This window comes from Flavobacterium sp. 1355 (assembly GCF_017833415.1).
Taxonomy (GTDB): domain Bacteria; phylum Bacteroidota; class Bacteroidia; order Flavobacteriales; family Flavobacteriaceae; genus Flavobacterium.
Genome location: NZ_JAFICC010000007.1, coordinates 76,520 through 94,644, shown reverse-complemented (window position 1 = coordinate 94,644; position 18,125 = coordinate 76,520). Strand labels below are relative to the sequence as shown.

The 18,125-nt window shown below is 34.5% G+C and carries 17 protein-coding genes; 8 read left to right on the top strand and 9 right to left on the bottom strand.

Annotated elements, in window-relative coordinates; all coding sequences use genetic code 11:
• Window positions 1-46 precede the first annotated feature (46 nt).
• Window positions 47-673, top strand: coding sequence for a DUF4230 domain-containing protein (locus JOD96_RS10450; RefSeq protein ID WP_209564213.1), 627 nt, complete (start codon window positions 47-49; stop codon window positions 671-673).
• Window positions 674-840: 167 nt separating this feature from the next.
• Here the strand turns inward: JOD96_RS10450 and JOD96_RS10445 are convergent, their stop codons facing one another.
• The 3 genes from JOD96_RS10445 to JOD96_RS10435 all read right to left on the bottom strand — a co-directional run bounded on the left by JOD96_RS10445 (window position 841) and on the right by JOD96_RS10435 (window position 3,682).
• Complete coding sequence (locus JOD96_RS10445; RefSeq protein ID WP_209564212.1) at window positions 841-2,607, bottom strand: aromatic amino acid hydroxylase; 1,767 nt, start codon at window positions 2,605-2,607, stop codon at window positions 841-843.
• A 126-nt stretch (window positions 2,608-2,733) separates the two neighbouring features.
• Entirely contained in the window at window positions 2,734-3,180 is a 447-nt protein-coding gene (locus tag JOD96_RS10440) for a hypothetical protein (RefSeq protein WP_209564211.1), read from the bottom strand.
• A gap of 88 nt (window positions 3,181-3,268) precedes the next feature.
• Complete coding sequence (locus JOD96_RS10435) at window positions 3,269-3,682, bottom strand: group III truncated hemoglobin (protein ID WP_209564210.1); 414 nt, start codon at window positions 3,680-3,682, stop codon at window positions 3,269-3,271.
• Between the two features lie 383 nt (window positions 3,683-4,065).
• Here JOD96_RS10435 and JOD96_RS10430 point away from each other — a divergent pair, with 383 nt between their 5' ends.
• Entirely contained in the window at window positions 4,066-6,219 is a 2,154-nt protein-coding gene (locus tag JOD96_RS10430; RefSeq protein ID WP_209564209.1) for an RICIN domain-containing protein, read from the top strand.
• Window positions 6,220-6,300: 81 nt separating this feature from the next.
• Here JOD96_RS10430 and ilvA read toward each other — a convergent pair whose 3' ends face one another.
• From ilvA to JOD96_RS10410, 4 genes are all read right to left on the bottom strand, one after another.
• On the bottom strand, window positions 6,301-7,545 hold the full coding sequence (gene ilvA, locus JOD96_RS10425; RefSeq protein WP_209564208.1) for a threonine ammonia-lyase IlvA: 1,245 nt from the start codon (window positions 7,543-7,545) through the stop codon (window positions 6,301-6,303).
• Window positions 7,546-7,786: 241 nt separating this feature from the next.
• Window positions 7,787-8,323 (bottom strand): DUF4136 domain-containing protein, encoded by a 537-nt coding sequence (locus JOD96_RS10420; RefSeq protein WP_209564207.1) that lies wholly within the window; start codon window positions 8,321-8,323, stop codon window positions 7,787-7,789.
• A 142-nt stretch (window positions 8,324-8,465) separates the two neighbouring features.
• Window positions 8,466-10,442, bottom strand: a complete 1,977-nt coding sequence (locus JOD96_RS10415) for a urocanate hydratase (protein ID WP_209564206.1) — start codon at window positions 10,440-10,442, stop codon at window positions 8,466-8,468.
• Between the two features lie 460 nt (window positions 10,443-10,902).
• A complete protein-coding gene (locus JOD96_RS10410; protein ID WP_209564205.1) occupies window positions 10,903-11,085 on the bottom strand; it encodes a DUF5522 domain-containing protein in 183 nt (60 codons plus the stop codon).
• Between the two features lie 113 nt (window positions 11,086-11,198).
• Here JOD96_RS10410 and JOD96_RS10405 point away from each other — a divergent pair, with 113 nt between their 5' ends.
• Genes JOD96_RS10405 through hemL form a run of 5 tightly spaced genes read left to right on the top strand, consistent with a single transcriptional unit; the run spans window position 11,199 to window position 14,922 of the window.
• Window positions 11,199-11,534 carry a hypothetical protein gene (locus tag JOD96_RS10405; protein ID WP_209564204.1) on the top strand — a complete coding sequence of 112 codons (336 nt, stop codon included), beginning with the start codon at window positions 11,199-11,201 and terminating at the stop codon, window positions 11,532-11,534.
• 8 nt (window positions 11,535-11,542) lie between these two features.
• A complete protein-coding gene (locus JOD96_RS10400; RefSeq protein WP_245188389.1) occupies window positions 11,543-12,436 on the top strand; it encodes a 1-aminocyclopropane-1-carboxylate deaminase/D-cysteine desulfhydrase in 894 nt (297 codons plus the stop codon).
• Complete coding sequence (locus tag JOD96_RS10395) at window positions 12,433-13,326, top strand: glucosaminidase domain-containing protein (RefSeq protein WP_209564203.1); 894 nt, start codon at window positions 12,433-12,435, stop codon at window positions 13,324-13,326. Before JOD96_RS10400 ends, JOD96_RS10395 begins: the two co-directional genes overlap by 4 nt.
• 19 nt (window positions 13,327-13,345) lie before the next feature.
• Window positions 13,346-13,597 carry a hypothetical protein gene (locus JOD96_RS10390; protein ID WP_209564202.1) on the top strand — a complete coding sequence of 84 codons (252 nt, stop codon included), beginning with the start codon at window positions 13,346-13,348 and terminating at the stop codon, window positions 13,595-13,597.
• Window positions 13,598-13,635: 38 nt separating this feature from the next.
• Entirely contained in the window at window positions 13,636-14,922 is a 1,287-nt protein-coding gene (gene hemL, locus JOD96_RS10385) for a glutamate-1-semialdehyde 2,1-aminomutase (RefSeq protein WP_209564201.1), read from the top strand.
• 43 nt (window positions 14,923-14,965) lie between these two features.
• Here hemL and JOD96_RS22440 read toward each other — a convergent pair whose 3' ends face one another.
• Together JOD96_RS22440 and JOD96_RS10375 are read right to left on the bottom strand one after the other, a co-directional pair.
• Window positions 14,966-15,703 carry a hypothetical protein gene (locus tag JOD96_RS22440; RefSeq protein WP_245188388.1) on the bottom strand — a complete coding sequence of 246 codons (738 nt, stop codon included), beginning with the start codon at window positions 15,701-15,703 and terminating at the stop codon, window positions 14,966-14,968.
• A 156-nt stretch (window positions 15,704-15,859) separates the two neighbouring features.
• Window positions 15,860-16,303, bottom strand: coding sequence for a hypothetical protein (locus JOD96_RS10375; protein WP_209564200.1), 444 nt, complete (start codon window positions 16,301-16,303; stop codon window positions 15,860-15,862).
• Window positions 16,304-16,638: 335 nt separating this feature from the next.
• Here JOD96_RS10375 and JOD96_RS10370 point away from each other — a divergent pair, with 335 nt between their 5' ends.
• Window positions 16,639-18,108, top strand: a complete 1,470-nt coding sequence (locus JOD96_RS10370; protein WP_209564199.1) for an MFS transporter — start codon at window positions 16,639-16,641, stop codon at window positions 18,106-18,108.
• Window positions 18,109-18,125: the final 17 nt, after the last annotated feature.

Genomic DNA, 18,125 nt, shown 5'->3' with positions numbered 1-18,125 from the left:
GAAAAAACTAAAAAAAGAAGTAAATTGGCCTAAATATTTTACAGGAATGCAGAACTTAATCAAAAGAATTATAGGGGTCGGTGTTATTGTTTTACTAATTGTTCTCGCTTTTAAATACTGCGAATTCAAAAAAGATGACGACTCAATTGATTATAATACCAACTTAATTCAACAGCAGATTTTGAACGTTGGAAAATTGGTAGTAACCGAAGGGAATTTCTCTGAAGTGATAACCTATAAGAATCAGCAGAAATATTTAATGGACATGATTTCTTTTGAAAAGAAAGCGCTGATTGTTGTAAATGCAAATGTTACTGTTGCCTACGATCTGCATCAAATGAAATACGATATTGATGAAAAAAATAAAACGATAACGATTTTAAATATTCCAAAAGAAGAAATAAAAATCAATCCTGATATTCAGTTTTATGATGTTGAGCAAAGTAAACTAAATCCGTTTACAGGAGATGATTACAATAAAATCAACAAATCGGTAAAAGCCAATCTGGCAAAAAAAATCGAAAAATCCTCCCTTAAAACAAATGCCCAAAACAGATTAATAAGTGAATTGTCTAAGATTTTGATTCTGACAAATTCAATGGGCTGGAAATTACAATACAAGGGAAAAACAATAGAATCTGATACCGATTTTAATGAAGATTTAAAGTTGTGATTTTTTTGAGGTTCAGAGATTCAAAGGTATTGAGTTCGTTCGTAGTTTTGTCATCCTGAGGAACGAAGGATCACAGAATATCCGTGCAGAAATTCGCTTCTTTGTCGAATTACATGTGTGATCCTTCGTTCCTCAGGATGGCAAAAGCAGTAAAAAAACTTTGTATCTTAGTGCCTTTGTGGCAAAGAGTTATCAAAAATCAAATCTAATCCTCCAGAAATCAGATGTGATACTTCGGGACGTTTTTCTTTCATTTTATCCAAATAAACAAGAACTTCCTGAAGCAACTGTTTTTCATTAGAATCTTTTAAAAGTTCAGCAATTTCAACAGCCAGTAACCAGTCATTAGAATGATTTTTTTGTAGTTTTTCAAATATAGTTGTAAGCTCTGTTTTAGAATCTTTATTATTTCTGATGTCTCTGACTTTTGCATACAAAGATTCCAAATCATCACGTTCCTCAAAATGTTTTGCCTTTATGGTTGTAGTAGTCGGAACAATATTAATCAAATCAAAACTATTCACATCAGCCGGACCCGAAAAAGCAGAAACTACTTTTTTACCAATTGCCATATCGTAATTTCCCCAGTCTGGCTGAAACAAAATTGTTTCGCCATGCGTAACGGTGCAATTTCTAAAACTAATCAGGATAATTTCTCCGTGTAAATTTCTAGAACCTGTAATGATTTCACCTTCAACAATAATGTTACCCTCAAACTCCAGTTTTACAGTTTCATTTTCAACAATGCTGTAAGCCTGCAAATCTTTTGGGCTCATGTCTTCGATCGCTAAATTGAACCCCTTTAGTTTTCCAATCGGGCTTCCAAACCCATGAGGATGTGTCAAAGTTCCGTGACCGACTAATTCTTTTTCGCGGTAAGAAAGAGCCGTTTTTCCGGTTGTCTGAATGTAAACGGGTTTTCCTTCTTCTTCAATAACATTTGTAAATACACCTGAAATTTGTAAACCAGTACTCAATTCAATTGTTCCTAAAGCATTCGATTGAATTAGTTTTTTAATCCCCGAAAGGCCTCCGGTTCTTAAAGCCATTTTATTGGCAAATTCTTCTAAAATCAAACTTAAATACGAAAAAGTTGGCGTAACATACAATTGAGGCTGCAATTGTGTGATGTCAAAATTCTGGTTTGCAGCCGAGATATCATAAGGGATTTTCTTTACATTATCTGTCATGCACCAGGCACTCTCTCCAATAGAAGAAAGCAATCCTGCTCCGTAAATTTTTGGATCTTCAACCGTTCCGATTAAGCCATATTCAACTGTCCACCAATGCAGGTTTCTAATTTGTGCCATTTCAGAAAGTTCACCCATATCATTTTGTAAATCGGCGACCGCTTTTTCGGCTTCATTGATTTTTTCCTGTGGCGTATCTTCAGCTTCCTTTAAAATAGAAAGCAGACGAATCGCCTCGTACATTTGATAATCCTTGTGCGAAGAAATCGCTTTACAGCCAATTTCGCCAAAACGCCTCAAATATTCAGCATATTCCGGGTTTGCAATAATAGGAGCGTGGCCGGCACCTTCGTGAATAATATCTGGCGCAGGCGTATATTCAATATGTTCTAATTGTCTGATGTCTGAGGCAATAACCAAAACATTATAAGCCTGAAACTCCATAAATGCATTTGGCGGAATAAACCCGTCAACGGCAACAGCAGCCCAGCCAATTTCAGTCAGAATTCGGTTCATGCCGTACATACTCGGAATAGAATCAATTTCAATTCCGGTTTTCTTTAATCCATCCAGATAAGAATGATGAGCAACTTTAGATAAATAATCAACATTTTTACGCATCACATATCGCCAAACCGCTTGATTAATAGGTGTGTAATCGCTATAATCCTGAGGTTTAATAAATTGCTTTAAATGTTTTGGCAATCGGTCTAATAACGGATTTGTTTCAATATTTGAATTCATTTCGAAAACGTTGTAGATTAAAATGTAAAATTACGAATTTATGAGCCTGTATTTTATCATTCATCACAATATTTTTATCTGAAAGTATATTTTATTGCGTTTTTATAGATTTTGCTCCAAAGGAAATTAACAATCATTATTATTGTAATTAACCTTATCCATTGTCTCCTCGTATTTTTTAATATCTTTTGCATTCATTGGAACTTCTTTCAATTCTACCTTCAATTGTTTTTTAGTATCAGGGCTGATCCATAAACCGGTAAAAGTATTTCCTGTTTTAGATAACATTAAAACACCGCTAAAACCATGTTCTACTAATATAAACTGGTTTTCTTTTTTGGTGTTTTGAGTAATGTCAAGCTGAATCCAGTTATTCGATTTATTGTATCGATACATTGCTGTGTACATTAAATCGGCTGTACATTGGTTTTCTTCTGTTTTTATATAAACAGTAACGGGTGTTTTTCCGTCAACAGTTCCTTTATATAAATTTGAAATGGGAGCTTGTGATTGGGCATTTAAGTGGTTTAAAAAAGACAGGCAGATTAAGAAAGACAAGATTATTTTCTTCATAATTAATTATTGATCAGTTTATGGTATTTTTTGCTTTTAGCTAATCAAATTTATTTAATTAAACGAGAAAACAGTTGTGCCTGGTCAATTATTTTTTAAGATTACCGATTTGATTTTTTAATTCATTTTCAGCATTTCTGAAATACTCAATTTTATGGCTAAACATAAACGCCATATTGGTTGCCCGCATTTTGGCTTCTTCGGTAACAGGACCTTCAAATTGAGAATCAATAGTAGTATTAAAAATACTGATCCAACGGTCAAAGTGCGTTTTGTCAACTGGCAATTGCTTATGTGGCGGAAAAGGAGTTCCCGAATAGGCACGTACATCAAATAAAATGGTCTGCCAAAAATTGTACATTTTTTGCAAATGTGGTTCCCAGCGATCCTGTAATTTATCATTAAAAATCGGACCAATAAGATCGTCTTTTCTCACGTTTTCATAAAAACTGTTTACCATTTGTTTTATGTCTTCTATAGTAGAAATGTCCCTGATTGCCATTTTTTCAAGTATATAATTGAATTACAAAAATACAATATAACCGAAGTTTTACTTTCTGATATTTATCATTTAACAACAATTTTTAATTTGTAATCTGTCTTAAATACATGACATAAACAATAAGTCTTAATAAAATTCAGGTGTGGAAGTAGTTTTGTGAATTTATTTACTTTTAATTAATAGTGTTTTTATGTTAATGATTTGATTATTAGCTATTTAATTTTTTATACGATAAGTTTTTGTAAGGTTTTATATCTTTTTTGATGTGTTTTTGTAAAGGTATTAAAATATGATATTGATTAAAATTAACATAATTTTGAGTGTAATTAATAAAATTAATCTTAAAAAATGACAAATATTTAATTTTTAAAAACTTGAAAACTATGCACAAAACTACCCAAACAACCACACAAAAAAACAATTTAATTATAATGACACAAGTCTTTATAATGCTGCTTTTTGCTATAACAGTAAAAGCTCAAACCGTAACGCCTTGGATAACAACCGGAGACCAGACCAAATTACTGCAGCAGCAATCTACTGTAAATTTTGGTACAAATTCAGGAACCAATCCTGCAACAGTTACTATTAACCCTTCTACAACATATCAGACAATGGATGGGTTTGGTTATACACTTACTGAAGGAAGCTGTGAAGTAATAAGCGGAATGGCTGCAACGCAGCAAAATCAATTATTGAATGATTTATATAACCCTACTACTGGTTTAAATGCCAGTGTGGTACGTATAAGTATAGGAGCTTCTGATTTAAGCAGTTCTTCTTATAGTTATAACGAGACTTCCGGAGACACCAATATGAATAATTTTAGTCTTAACGGACCTGATTTGACTTATTTAATTCCCATTATCAAAAAGATAAAACTGATTAATCCTAATATCAAAATACTGGCAACACCATGGTCAGCACCACGCTGGATGAAAACCAACAATTCATGGATTGGAGGTTCTCTGCAAACACAATATTATGCGGCTTATGCAAAATACTTTGTAAAATATTTTGATGCCATGCAGGCGCAAGGAATTTCAATTTGGGGAATCACACCGCAAAACGAACCAGAAAATCCGCATAATGAGCCAAGTATGCTCATGAATTCTACAGAGCAAAAAAATTTCATTAATAATCAGCTTGGCCCTCAAATGGCAGCAGCCGGTTATGGCAATATCAAGATCATTGCTTTTGATCATAACTGCGACAATACAGCGTATCCGATTGATGTTTTAAATAACAGCGGTTATGTTGATGGAGCAGCGTTTCATTTGTATTTAGGAAATATTTCAGCTATGTCAACGGTACGCAATGCAACAAATAAAAATGTTTATTTCACAGAGCAATATACAGGCTCTGGCGGAAGTTTTAGCGGAGACTTTGGCTGGCACATGCAAAACGTTGTTATTGGCAGTACAAATAACTGGTCAAAAACAGTCCTGGAATGGAATGCTGCAAATAACTCGAGTTTAGGGCCACGTACTCCTGGCGGGTGCAGTACCTGCTTAGGTGCAATTACAGTTAATAATAGTACTACTTATACTAAAAATGTAGCTTATTATATCATTGGACAAATTTCAAAATTTGTAAAACCCGGAGCCGTACGTATTGCCTCTTCGAGCACAAGTGGAAGTATTTTTTCAGTTGGGTTTAAAAATCCGGATGGTTCAATTGCTCTTGTGGTTTACAATTCTGGCGGTTCATCAAATACAATCAAGGTCGTTTCCGGTTCATCAGCATTCAATTATGCCGTTCCTGCATCATCAGCAGTAACATTCAATTGGGGAGCTGGAACACCACCTGTTACAGGTCTTCCGGGTTATTATAATATAATCTCAAGAAATAGCAATAAAGGATTGGATGTTGCAGATAATTCAACCACAAGCGGAAGCAGAATTCAGCAGTATGATATAACCAATGGAGGAGGAAATAACCAGCGCTGGAAATTTGTTTCTGATGGAAACGGAAATTATTATATCATCGTAAAATCAACAGGAATGTATTTGGCAGTAGAAAATAACGGAACCGGTGATGGATTAAAAGTACAGCAAAAAACTTTTTCAGCTTCAAATGAATTCAAATGGACCGTTACGAGTTTGGGAGGAGGCTATTATAAGATCATTAATGTAAATAGCGGAAAATCATTGGATGTAGAAAATGTTTCAACGGCTAATGGTGCAAATATACAGGTTTGGACTTATACAGGTAATTTAAATCAGCAGTGGCAATTGGTACAGGTAGAATCTACTGCAAAAAATGCTGTATCAAAAACATTAGAAGGCGAGGATCAAAATGGAATGGCAGTTTTTATAAATAAAACAAATGATTATTTAAAAATTGATACTAACCATGAAGGTGATGGAGAAGTTGAGATCTATTCACTAACAGGACAAAGTGTATTAAAACGAACAGTACATTTTACAAAAGGAAACCAGTCTGAAATCGAAATTTCAAGATTGCCAAAAGGACTTTATATAGTGAATATCAAAGATGATAAAGGAACTTATTCTAAAAAAGTGCTCAAACAATAAATCAAATGTATAATTAGTTAGTAATTTATTTGATTTTAAAAGGCTGTCTGGACTATCAGACAGCCTTTTTTGGTGTTGTGTTTACCCAATGAGCTGCGTAAACAAATCCTGATTATCATTTAGGTATTGAAACTCAAAACCATTTTGGGTCATATTCAGTTTGATTGACATAATATCGTCCTTATTTTTCAATTCTAAGCCAACGACCACCGAACCGACCTCGCGATTGTTCTTCTTATGAAACTGAAAATAGGTAATGTCATCATCAGGGCCTAAAATATTGTTTACAAATTCTTTTAATGCACCGGGACGTTGTGGAAACTGAATCATAAAGTAATGCATTAAACCTTCGTAAAGTAACGAACGTTCTTTTATCTCAGCAGTCCTTTCGATATCATTATTACTGCCGCTGACGATGCAAACCACATTCTTGCCTTTTATTTTTTCTTTATAAAAATCTAAGGCTGCAATTGTCAATGCTCCGGCTGGTTCTACAACCATCGCTTCTTCATTATATAAACGTAAAATTGTTGTGCAGACTTTTCCTTCCGGCACCAGAATTATATCTTCAAGGGTTTGTTTGCAGATTTCAAAAGTTATATCGCCGACTTGTTTAACAGCCGCTCCATCAACAAACTTGTTAATGGTTTTTAGTGGAGTATTTTTATTTTCGTCAATTGAAGTTTTCATCGAAGGGGCTCCCTTTGGTTCGACCCCGATTATTTTGGTATTAGGACTAAGTTGCTTAAAAACTTCAGATAATCCGGAGGCCAGACCACCGCCGCCAATCGGAACGAAAACATAATCTATAGGTTCTTTGTAAGTTTCCAAAATTTCTAAACCAACGGTTCCCTGGCCGGCAATAACTTTTATATCATCAAAAGGATGAATAAACGTTTTATGATTTTTAATGGCATCTGCTGTTGCCGAGGCATAAGCATCGTCAAAAGTGTCACCAGTCAAAACAATTTCAACAAAAGATTTTCCAAATAGCTGAACTTGTTTTACCTTTTGTTTCGGAGTGGTTTTAGGCATATAAATTTTACCGTTTATATGCAGTAAATTGCAGGAATAAGCCACTCCCTGAGCGTGATTTCCGGCACTTGCACAAACAATTCCGTTTGCTTTTTCTTTTTCAGTTAAGGAAGAAATTTTGTTATAAGCTCCTCTTATTTTATAGGATCTGACAATTTGCAAGTCTTCTCTTTTCAAAAGAATATTGGCTTGAAATTCATCAGAAAGATTGAGATTTTGAGTAAGCGGAGTAGCGGCAACTACGGTTTCCAGATGTTTTTTTGCGGCGAGTACTTCATTAAATAATTCCATAATAGTTGTTTTTTATTTTTGCCAAAGGAATTTTTAAATCTGTGAAAGTCCTTTAATCTGTGGCAAAACTTAATTTTTAAAATAAAAAAACCTCCCGTTTTGGGAGGTTTCATAATTATATTTCACTTATTTATATAACACCTCGCCATCATTGCTCAATTGCAATAATGCTGATAATAGCGATAATAATGTTATTAAAGTTCGTCATTTTGTTTCATGTTGAAAAACAAATGTAATTAAATTATTTTTTTACAGGCGGATATTGAGCTAAAATTTTAGATACAAACTCGTTAACCTTTTCGTCTTTTTTATCGACATTTTTGGTCAGGTTTCCAATTCCTTCACCTTGCCAGATCATTTCTTTCTTTTTAGCATCGATTAGATCAATATACAAAGTTCCTTCGGTAGAAGTAGAAACAGAAGTCTGATTTCCGTACATCATATAAGGATTCCAACCCCAGCCCCAGCCGTATCCCCAGCCAGCGCTAAATTGGTTTACGTTTACCTGCTCTCTCGATTTGGTAAAAATATTTACCAATAAATCAGGATTTTCACTTTTGGTAAAACCCTTTGCCTGCATTTGTTCATCTATCGCACGCAGAATACGTCTCTTGTCCAAATCAGAAATTTCAACCTTATCAATTCCGGACTTAAAAAAAGCATAAGTCTTATAAGGCGCAAAATCTACATTTTTATCGTAATCAGAATATACACTAACCGTACTGCATGAGGCAAGTATTAAAAGCAAAAAGACAGGAATTAATTTGAATGTTTTCATATTTTTATAATTTAATGTTCTTTTTTTAATTAGTTATCCTAAAAGCAATTTTATTTGTCTGTCAGGCAGAGCGAAGTCGAAGCCTATTCGTTTCTATAAGCCTTTGACTTCGCTCAGGATGACATTTTGTTTTTTAAACCTCTTAAAGAAGACTTTCGTCAACTGTATTGGGTAAAGTTACTTTTAATAACGGCTGAATCTCCATTGCGCGTTTTATAGCAAAAACTGCACCTTCATTTCTAGCCCAGCTTCTTCTTGAAATACCGTTGTTAACATCCCAGAAAAGCATTGATGCTAAACGATTTGAAGCCTCTTTAGAACCATCAAGAACCATACCAAATCCACCGTTTATAACCTCTCCCCAGCCAACTCCGCCGCCATTATGAATTGATACCCAGGTTGCTCCCCTAAAACTATCTCCTATCACGTTCTGGATTGCCATGTCTGCCGTAAAACGAGATCCGTCGTAAATGTTAGAAGTTTCTCTGTAAGGCGAATCTGTTCCTGAAACGTCGTGGTGATCGCGCCCTAAAACAACTGCGCCAATTTCACCTTTGGCAATTGCCTGATTAAAAGCTTCTGCAATTTTAATTCTTCCTTCTGCATCTGCATAAAGAATTCTGGCTTGAGAGCCTACAACCAATTTATTTTCCTGCGCGCCTTTGATCCATTTAATGTTATCCTGCATTTGCTGCTGAATTTCATTTGGAGCCGTTTTAGACATTTCTTCTAAAACCTGACTGGCAATCAAATCTGTTTTTTGCAAATCTTCTGGTTTTCCGGATGTACAAACCCATCTGAAAGGGCCGAAACCGTAATCAAAACACATTGGGCCCATAATATCCTGAACATAACTCGGATATTTAAAATCGATATTATTTTCTGCCATTACATCAGCTCCGGCACGGGAAGCTTCTAATAAAAAGGCATTTCCGTAATCAAAAAAGTAAGTTCCTTTAGCAGTATGTTTATTGATTGCAGCAGCATGTCGGCGCAATGATTCCTGAACTTTTTCTTTGAATAATTCCGGATTATTCGCCATCATTTCATTCGCATCTTCAAAGGAAATTCCAACAGGATAATAACCTCCAGCCCAGGGATTATGAAGAGAAGTCTGGTCTGAACCTAAATCGATTTTAATGTTTTCTTTATCAAAACATTCCCAAACATCAACAACATTTCCTAAATACGCAATCGAGACCACTTCTTTATTGGCTTTCGCCGAATGGACTCTCTTAACCAATTCATCCGTTGAAGTTACGATTTCATTAATCCATCCCTGCTCGTGACGAATTTTGGTAATTTTCGGATTCACTTCGGCGCAGACAGTAATACAGCCTGCAATATTTCCGGCTTTTGGCTGTGCACCAGACATTCCGCCAAGACCTGACGTTACAAAAAGATTTCCTTCAGGATTTAGTTTTATTTTTCTGAAACCATTCAAAACCGTAATCGTAGTTCCATGTACAATTCCCTGAGGGCCAATATACATATAACTTCCTGCTGTCATCTGTCCGTATTGCGAAACACCCAAAGCATTCATTTTTTCCCAATCGTCCGGTTTGGAGTAATTTGGGATCACCATTCCGTTTGTAACCACAACTCTTGGTGCTTCCTTATGCGAAGGAAATAATCCCATAGGATGTCCTGAATACATTGTTAAAGTCTGCTCATCTGTCATTTCAGATAAATACTGCATTGTCAATAAATATTGCGCCCAGTTCTGAAAAACAGCTCCATTTCCGCCATACGTAATTAATTCATGCGGATGCTGCGCCACGGCATAATCAAGATTATTCTGAATCATGTGCATAATCGCTTTTGCCTGCAATGATTTTCCGGGATATTCATCAATTGGACGTGCATACATTCTATAATCCGGACGAAAACGGTACATATATATACGACCGTATTTTTCTAATTCTTCTGAAAATTCAGTGATTAATTCGGCGTGATGTTGAGGTTCAAAATAACGTAATGCATTTTTTAAAGCCAGTTTTTTTTCTTCTGCCGAAAGAATTTCTTTTCGCTTTGGCGCATGGTTGATAGCTAAATCGTATTTTGCCTTTGGAGGTAATATAGATGGAATACCTTGTTGTATTTGTTCTTTAAAAGTCATTTTTTAAGGTGCTAAGGTGCTGAGATCCTAAGTTTCTAAAGTTTTATTTTAAAATGAAAAATCAGCAACCGATTATTTTATGTTTAATTATGACGCTCCGCCGGAGCTAAAATTCTGATCGATAATTTGTTTCTATAAATATATCAATCCAAACGGATTTCTTTTCAAGCCTTGGAAAGACGTTACATTTTATAGAAAATAAATGTATGCGTTGCAAAAGCTCCATCGGAGTGAAATATATATAATATAAGTTCAATCTGAAATAATTATCTAATTACCAAATTGACACATTTTCTAATTTTAAAAAAGCTAAGGATAACGGATATCCGACCTGTGATAGGATTTGTGGATTGTAATCCTAAATTTTCGAAGCAGAATATCCATATATAATTTTAGTTTTTAGACTTAAGATTTTTGAATTATCTAATTGGCACATTTTCAAATTGACACATTAAAAAATCTAATTAGACTTCCTGATTTGTCCTGTTTTTTTATCAAACCCATACGGACAATGACGACAGCCGCTTTTGCAGCAATAACCGCGTTTTAAGTGGTGTTTTTCCGTAAAGCATTTATAACCTTCGGGAGTGTAATAAAAATCTTCCCCTTCGATTAATTTATTTTCATTACTTTGCTCTTTCATAAATCTGCTTCGGTCGTGTTTTTATTTCTTTAAAAATCAAAAATAAATAATTGATTGTGATTTTAATGAAATTCAATAATTTTATATCTACAAATTTATAAATTTTACAGCCAATGTTTCTGATTGTTGCTAAATATTTAATTCCAAAAGGATATCGTGGAATGACTGTTTTTCCGTTTGTAGTCTTAAAATATGATTTTGACAAAGCAAACCAGGTGTTTGTTAATCACGAAAGAATACATTTAAAACAACAAATTGAACTTTTGATAATTCCGTTTTTTGTCTGGTATTTTCTCGAATATTTATTTCGTTTAGCTCAATACAAAAATAAAGATTTGGCATACCGGAATATTAGTTTTGAACGAGAAGCTTATGCAAAAGAAACTGACTTAAATTATTTGAAAAAACGATCATTTTTTCAGTTTATGGATTACATCAAATTAAAATAAACACAATTTTGAACCAACAAATCCCTATCAATTTTCAGCATTCTATTTCGTTGACAATAAAGCGTGAAGATTTAAATCATCCGTTTATTTCAGGTAATAAACTGAGGAAATTAAAATACAATTTACTTCAGGCGAAAGCCGAAAACAAAGAAACGTTACTAACTTTTGGAGGTGCCTTTTCCAATCATATTGCTGCAGTCGCTTATGCGGGAAAAGAGCAGGGTTTTAAGACCGTCGGAATTATAAGAGGCGATGAACTCTTTGATAAAACAGAAGAAAATCCAACTTTAAGATTTGCTCAGGAAAATGGAATGAAATTTGAATTTGTTTCGCGGGAAGATTACCGTTTGAAAAGCGAAAACCAGTTTATAGAAAAATTGAAAAAGAAGTTTGGGGATTTCTATTTAATACCCGAAGGCGGAACAAATGAACTGGCTGTAAAAGGCTGCGAAGAGATTTTGACAGAAGAAGGTTCTGTTTTTGATTACGTTTGCTGTGCAGTAGGAACGGGCGGAACGATTTCGGGATTAATAAATAGTGCATTGCCAAATCAGAAAATTTTAGGGTTTCCGGCGTTAAAAGGTGACTTTTTAACCGATGAAATTCGTATTTTTGCAAAAAAAGATAACTGGAATTTAATTTCTGACTATCATTTTGGAGGCTATGGCAAGGTAAATTTAGAATTAATCGAATTTATCAATACTTTTTTTGAAAAAACAAAAGTTCCTTTAGATCCAATTTATACAGGAAAGATGGTTTTTGGCGTTATAGATTTAATAAACAAAAATTATTTTCCCGCACATTCAAAAATTTTACTCATTCACACCGGCGGATTGCAGGGAATTGATGGAATGAATATAAAATTGAAGCAGAAAAAATTACCAATACTCAAAAAACAATGATTAAAAGAATTGCATTACTTGCCGTAGTATTAGCTTTAGCAAGCTGCTCATCCAGTAAGCCTGCGATCGCGACGACTAAAAAAGCGGCAGCAGTTCAAACCAGAACAGCTTCGACAAAAAGAAATACTCCTGCCAAACCAATTGCTAAAAATTATCCTTCTACAAATAATACAACCGAGGTTATTCAATCAACCTCAAAAACAGTTGTAACCAGTGATTTAATTAATAATTATGTGTTGCAGTATAAAGATATTGCAATGGTAAATATGCAGAAATATGGCATTCCTGCAAGTATTATTCTGGCACAGGGAATTCTGGAATCTGGTGCAGGAAGAGGAGATTTGGCAATTGAAGCCAATAATCATTTTGGTATAAAATGCCATAGGGACTGGCTGGGCGAAAGCGTTCGTCATGATGATGATTCGTCTCAGGAATGTTTTAGAAAATATCCCGAAGCAGCTGAATCGTACAGGGATCACGCGCTGTTTCTGGTTGGTAAAAAAAGATACGCCACATTATTTACTTACGAAAAAGACGATTACAAAGCCTGGTCAAAAGGCTTGCGTGCTGCGGGTTATGCAACAGATCCAAATTATCCGGATAAATTAATCAGTTATATTGAACGTTATAATCTGCACCAATACGATTGTCTGGTAACTGGAAAAAATTATACGCCAATTAATAAATCAAACCCTGTTAGAAGTTCATCTGCTGTTGCAAATACAAAATCAAATTCAGAATCAAATGATCCTAATTTGTATGAAGTTCAAAAAGGAGATACCTTGTATTCTATCTCAAAGAAGTTCAATTTATTGGTTGATGAGTTAAAACAAAAAAATAATCTTTTGGATAATGCAATTTCAATAGGACAAAAACTGCGGGTTAAATAGTTTTCAGTTGGATAATTTTATGAAGAAAAAAGTTTTTATTGTAATTTCTATTTCAGCGATAGTTTTAATTATTAGACTTTTTTGTGGTGTGTATAATCATGATGAGTTTGCAGAAAGATATTTTTTCATAAAACATAGGCCAATTTGGAAATGGGAATTTTATTCGCCAATTGGGATGTCTGATACGAAAATAGAAGAACTTTCAAAAGAAAAACAAATCGAACAAGAATATTTCAATGAGTTTGTTTTAGATCAAGGTTTAAGTCAATAAATTAAATCTAACTCGAAACTCTAAAATCTAAAATTATAATGATCTATAAAAGAAGTAGTCAGCTTTTTGCTGAAGCAGAAAAAGTAATTCCGGGAGGAGTAAATTCACCAGTTAGAGCGTTTAAAGCGGTTGGCGGAACTCCGATTTTTGTAAAAAGTGCTAAAGGCGCTTATTTATATGATGAAGATGGAAATAAATTAATTGATTATATCAACTCATGGGGGCCAATGGTTTTGGGACATGCTTACCAGCCGGTTGTTGATGCTGTCATTGAAAAAGCAAAACTGGGGACTTCATTTGGTATGCCAACAGAATTAGAAACCGAAATTGCAGCTTTGGCTGTTTCTATGGTGCCGAATATTGATAAAATACGATTTGTAAATTCGGGTACAGAAGCTTGTATGAGTGCGGTTCGCCTGGCACGCGGATTTACAAAAAGAGATAAAATAATTAAATTTGCAGGCTGTTATCACGGTCATTCTGATTCATTCCTGATTCAGGCAGGTAGTGGCGCCGTTACTTTTGGTTCTCCAAATAGTCCTGGGGTTACAGAAGGAACAGCAAAAGATACTTTGTTGGCAAAATACAATGATTTAGAGAATGTAAAAACTTTAGTCGAAGCCAATAAAGGTGAAATTGCAGCTATTATTATAGAAGCTGTTGCAGGAAATATGGGCTGTATTCCGCCTCAAAAAGGTTTCTTAGAAGGTTTAAGAGAGTTGTGCACAGCAAACGGAATTTTATTAATTTTTGATGAGGTAATGACCGGTTTCCGTTTGGCCCGCGGAGGGGTTCAGGAATTGTATAATATTAATGCTGATATTGTAACTTTCGGAAAAGTAATTGGAGGAGGACTTCCTGTAGGTGCATTTGCGGCCCGCGAAGAAATCATGAATTACCTTGCACCGCTTGGTCCTGTTTATCAGGCAGGAACATTGTCTGGAAATCCATTAGCAATGGCGGCAGGATTGGCGATGCTGAAAGCTCTTGATAATGACAGCCAAATTTTTACACGTTTAGAAGAAAAAACAGCTTATTTAGAAGCTGGAATTGACAGGGTTTTAAAAGAAAATAACGTAGTTTTTACGATTAATAGAGTAGGATCGATGATTTCTGTTCATTTTGATGCCAATCCCGTTGTTGATTTCCAGACTGCCGCAAAAGGAGATAACGAAACGTTTAAAAAATTCTTTCACGGTTTGTTGCAGGAAGGTATTTACATAGCGCCATCTGCTTATGAAACCTGGTTTATTACAGATGCTTTGACATATGAAGATTTAGATTTTACCATTAATGCGATCGACAAAGTTTCGAAAACATTTTAAATAACAAAAAAGAGGCTTTAAAGCCTCTTTTTTTTGATCTCAATTACATTTTATCTTTTCGGTGATCTTTCATTTTATCTTTGTGCTCTTTTTGAATAGCTGTCCATTTTTTATATTGATCGGCATTCAAAATAGTTTTCATTTTTGCATCTGCAGTTTTATGATTTTCTTTCATCTGTTTTCTCATGGCTTCTCTTTCTGCATCAGTAGGCTTTGCGTCCCCTCTGCTTTTTTTAAGCATTGCCATTTTTGTACTTCTTTCAGATAAAAGATCACCAACTTGCTTTTGCTGATCGGCATTTAAACTTAACTCAGTTGTTAATTTTTGCAAATGCGCCTGATCACGTTCTTGTGGTGTTTTAAAATCACCTTTATGATGATTTTTTCCTTTATGATCTTTATAGTCTTTTTTCAATGCGGTCCATTTTGTGTATTGATCAGCATTTAAAATAGCTTTCATTTTAGCATCGTTAGCTGCTTTTTCAGTTTCCATTTGTTTTTTAAAAGCTTCTCTTTCCGCGTCGGTAGGCTTTGTTTTACTGTCTTTTCGGGCATTTCTGAATTTTTCTGCTTTAGCACTTCTTTCTGCGAAAAGCTGTTTTACCTGTTCCTGCTGCTTAGTATCTAAACTCAAATCAGCAGTTAATTTTTGCAAACGCTTTTCATTACGCTGTTCCGGAGTTAATTTTTCTCTTTGATCACGTTCGGGTTTCTGATTGATGTCTTGTGCAAAACTTACTATTCCAACGAACAATAAAGCCGCGATAAATAATTTTTTCATAATTCGTTTTTTTTAAAGGTTTTATGCTGGTTAGACTTCAAAGAGTTTGCTAAGTTTAATGTGTTTGTCAGGTTTATCTTTTATTTAACAGAAAGTATTAATAAAAAATTAAAAATAAAGAGCAATAAAAAAGAGGCTTAATGGCCTCTCTTATAATTAGTTGTTTTCTTTTTTGTAATCTTTGGCTTTGTCTTTCATTTTTTCTCTTTTCTGTTCCTGCAATGTTTTCCATTTGGTGTATTGGTCGGCTTTTAGAATTGTTTTCATTTTAGCATCATTTGCCGCCACTTCATCTTCCATTTGTTTTTTAAAAGCAGCTTTTTCTTCAACCGTAGGTTTTTCATTATTCTCTTTTTTTGCTTTTCGTGCTTCTTTAAAACTTTCTGCTTTTGCGCTTCTTTCTGCAAGTAATTGTTTTACCTGAGCCTGTTGATTGGCGTCTAAACTTAATTCAGTCGTTAATTTCTGCAATTGTTTTTCGTTACGCTGTTCCGGAGTCAGTCTCTCTTTATGTTCGCGTTCCGGTTTTTGATCCATGTTGTCTTGTGCAAAACTTGTTACTCCTGCGAATAACAGAGCTGCGATAAATAATTTTTTCATGATTTGTTTTTTTTAAGGTTATGACAATTAGACTTTACCAAATTCAATTGGTTTAATCCGGATAAGAAATTTTTGTTATTTAATAAATTGAAAATCAGCTGTTAGTATGACGTTTTTTATTACAACGTCAATTAAAATGAATTTGGTATAAAAGAAGGGGCTAAATGAATGGGTATGTTGAAAATGTAAATCAAATAATTATAAATATTTAATTATGAGTACTTTAGTTGTAATATTTTTTTAACTTTAAATAATAATTGCATTTTTACTTAAAAGCAATTTTATGGTTTCCTGATTAAGTAATAGATTCTAAAAATAATTTAATACTACATTCTATGGCAAATCTTTCGCAATCTCACAGAATTCTTTTTCTAAATACTTTGGCTTTTGCAATTTGTTTTGCATGTTGGACACTGAATGGAGTTTTGGTTACTTTTCTGGTCGATAAGGAAATTTTTAACTGGAGTGTAGTGCAGATTGGGTGGCTTTTGGGAATTCCTGTGCTTACCGGATCAATCATGAGATTACCTATGGGAATCTTAACCGATAAATTCGGAGGAAGAATTGTGCATTCTGCTTTATTGATCCTGGCTTCGATACCTTTGTTTTTATTACCTTTCGCAACTTCCTTTACTGTTTTTGCTATTTTGAGTTTTTTATTCGGAATGGTAGGAACGAGTTTTGCTGTCGGGGTAGCGTCGACATCGGTTTGGTATCCAAAAGAATGGCAGGGCAGGGCTTTAGGAATATTCGGAATGGGAACTGCCGGAGCTTCCATAACACCATTTTTAGCACCATCATTGCTGAGTAAGTTTTCAGAAAGTGATCCGTTGAATGGCTGGAAATGGCTTCCGGTTATTTATGGTGCTGCTTTGCTGTTAATGGGAATTGTATTTCTGATTTTTGCTAAAAACAAAAAAATCGAGGCGCAGTCTAAAACCGTCAAACAATTAATACAACCCTTAAAAAGCATTCGTGTCTGGCGTTTTGGAACCTATTATTTTCTGGTATTCGGATCCTTTGTAACCTTTTCACAATGGCTGTTGCCGAATTTTATGAATGTATATCATACTTCATTAATTCTGGGCGGAATTTTTACTTCATGTTTCAGTCTTCCGGCTGGTGTTGTCCGTGCTTTTGGAGGTTTCTTATCAGATAAATTTGGTGCACGAAAAGTGATGTATTGGGTATTGAGTTCATCAGTCGTGCTGAGTTTTTTATTATTATTTCCAAAAATGGACATTACCACTTCAGGCAGTGGTTTATTGGCAAGTAAAGCCGGAACAGTTACAGCAGTTGCTCCGGATAAAATTACGATTGAAGGAAAAGAATATGCTATAAATCAGGAAGATAAATCTTCTGTACAAAACCCTTTTTTTCCGTCAAAAAAAACCTGGCAGGAAGTTGTTGTGACCCAAAACCAAAAAGTACAGAAAAAAGAACTGCTTGCAGAAGGAATTACTCAGATTCATTTTGAAGCCAATATGTGGGTTTATTTAGTTCTAGTTATTTTAATTGGTATATCATGGGGAATTGGTTCGGCTGCGGTATTCAAGCATATTCCTGATTATTTCCCAAATGAAGTTGGTGTAATTGGCGGAATGGTTGGCCTGCTAGGAGGTTTAGGAGGTTTCTTCGGGCCTATTATTTTCGGATATTTGTTAGCATTTACCGGTTTCTGGACAAGTTCCTGGTTTTTTATTCTCGCATTGTCACTTACTTGTTTAATCTGGATGCATCGTGTTATTGTGAAAATGACAAAAGAAAAATTACCTGAAATATCGAAAGATATGGATCGTAAATAAAATAACAATTCAATATA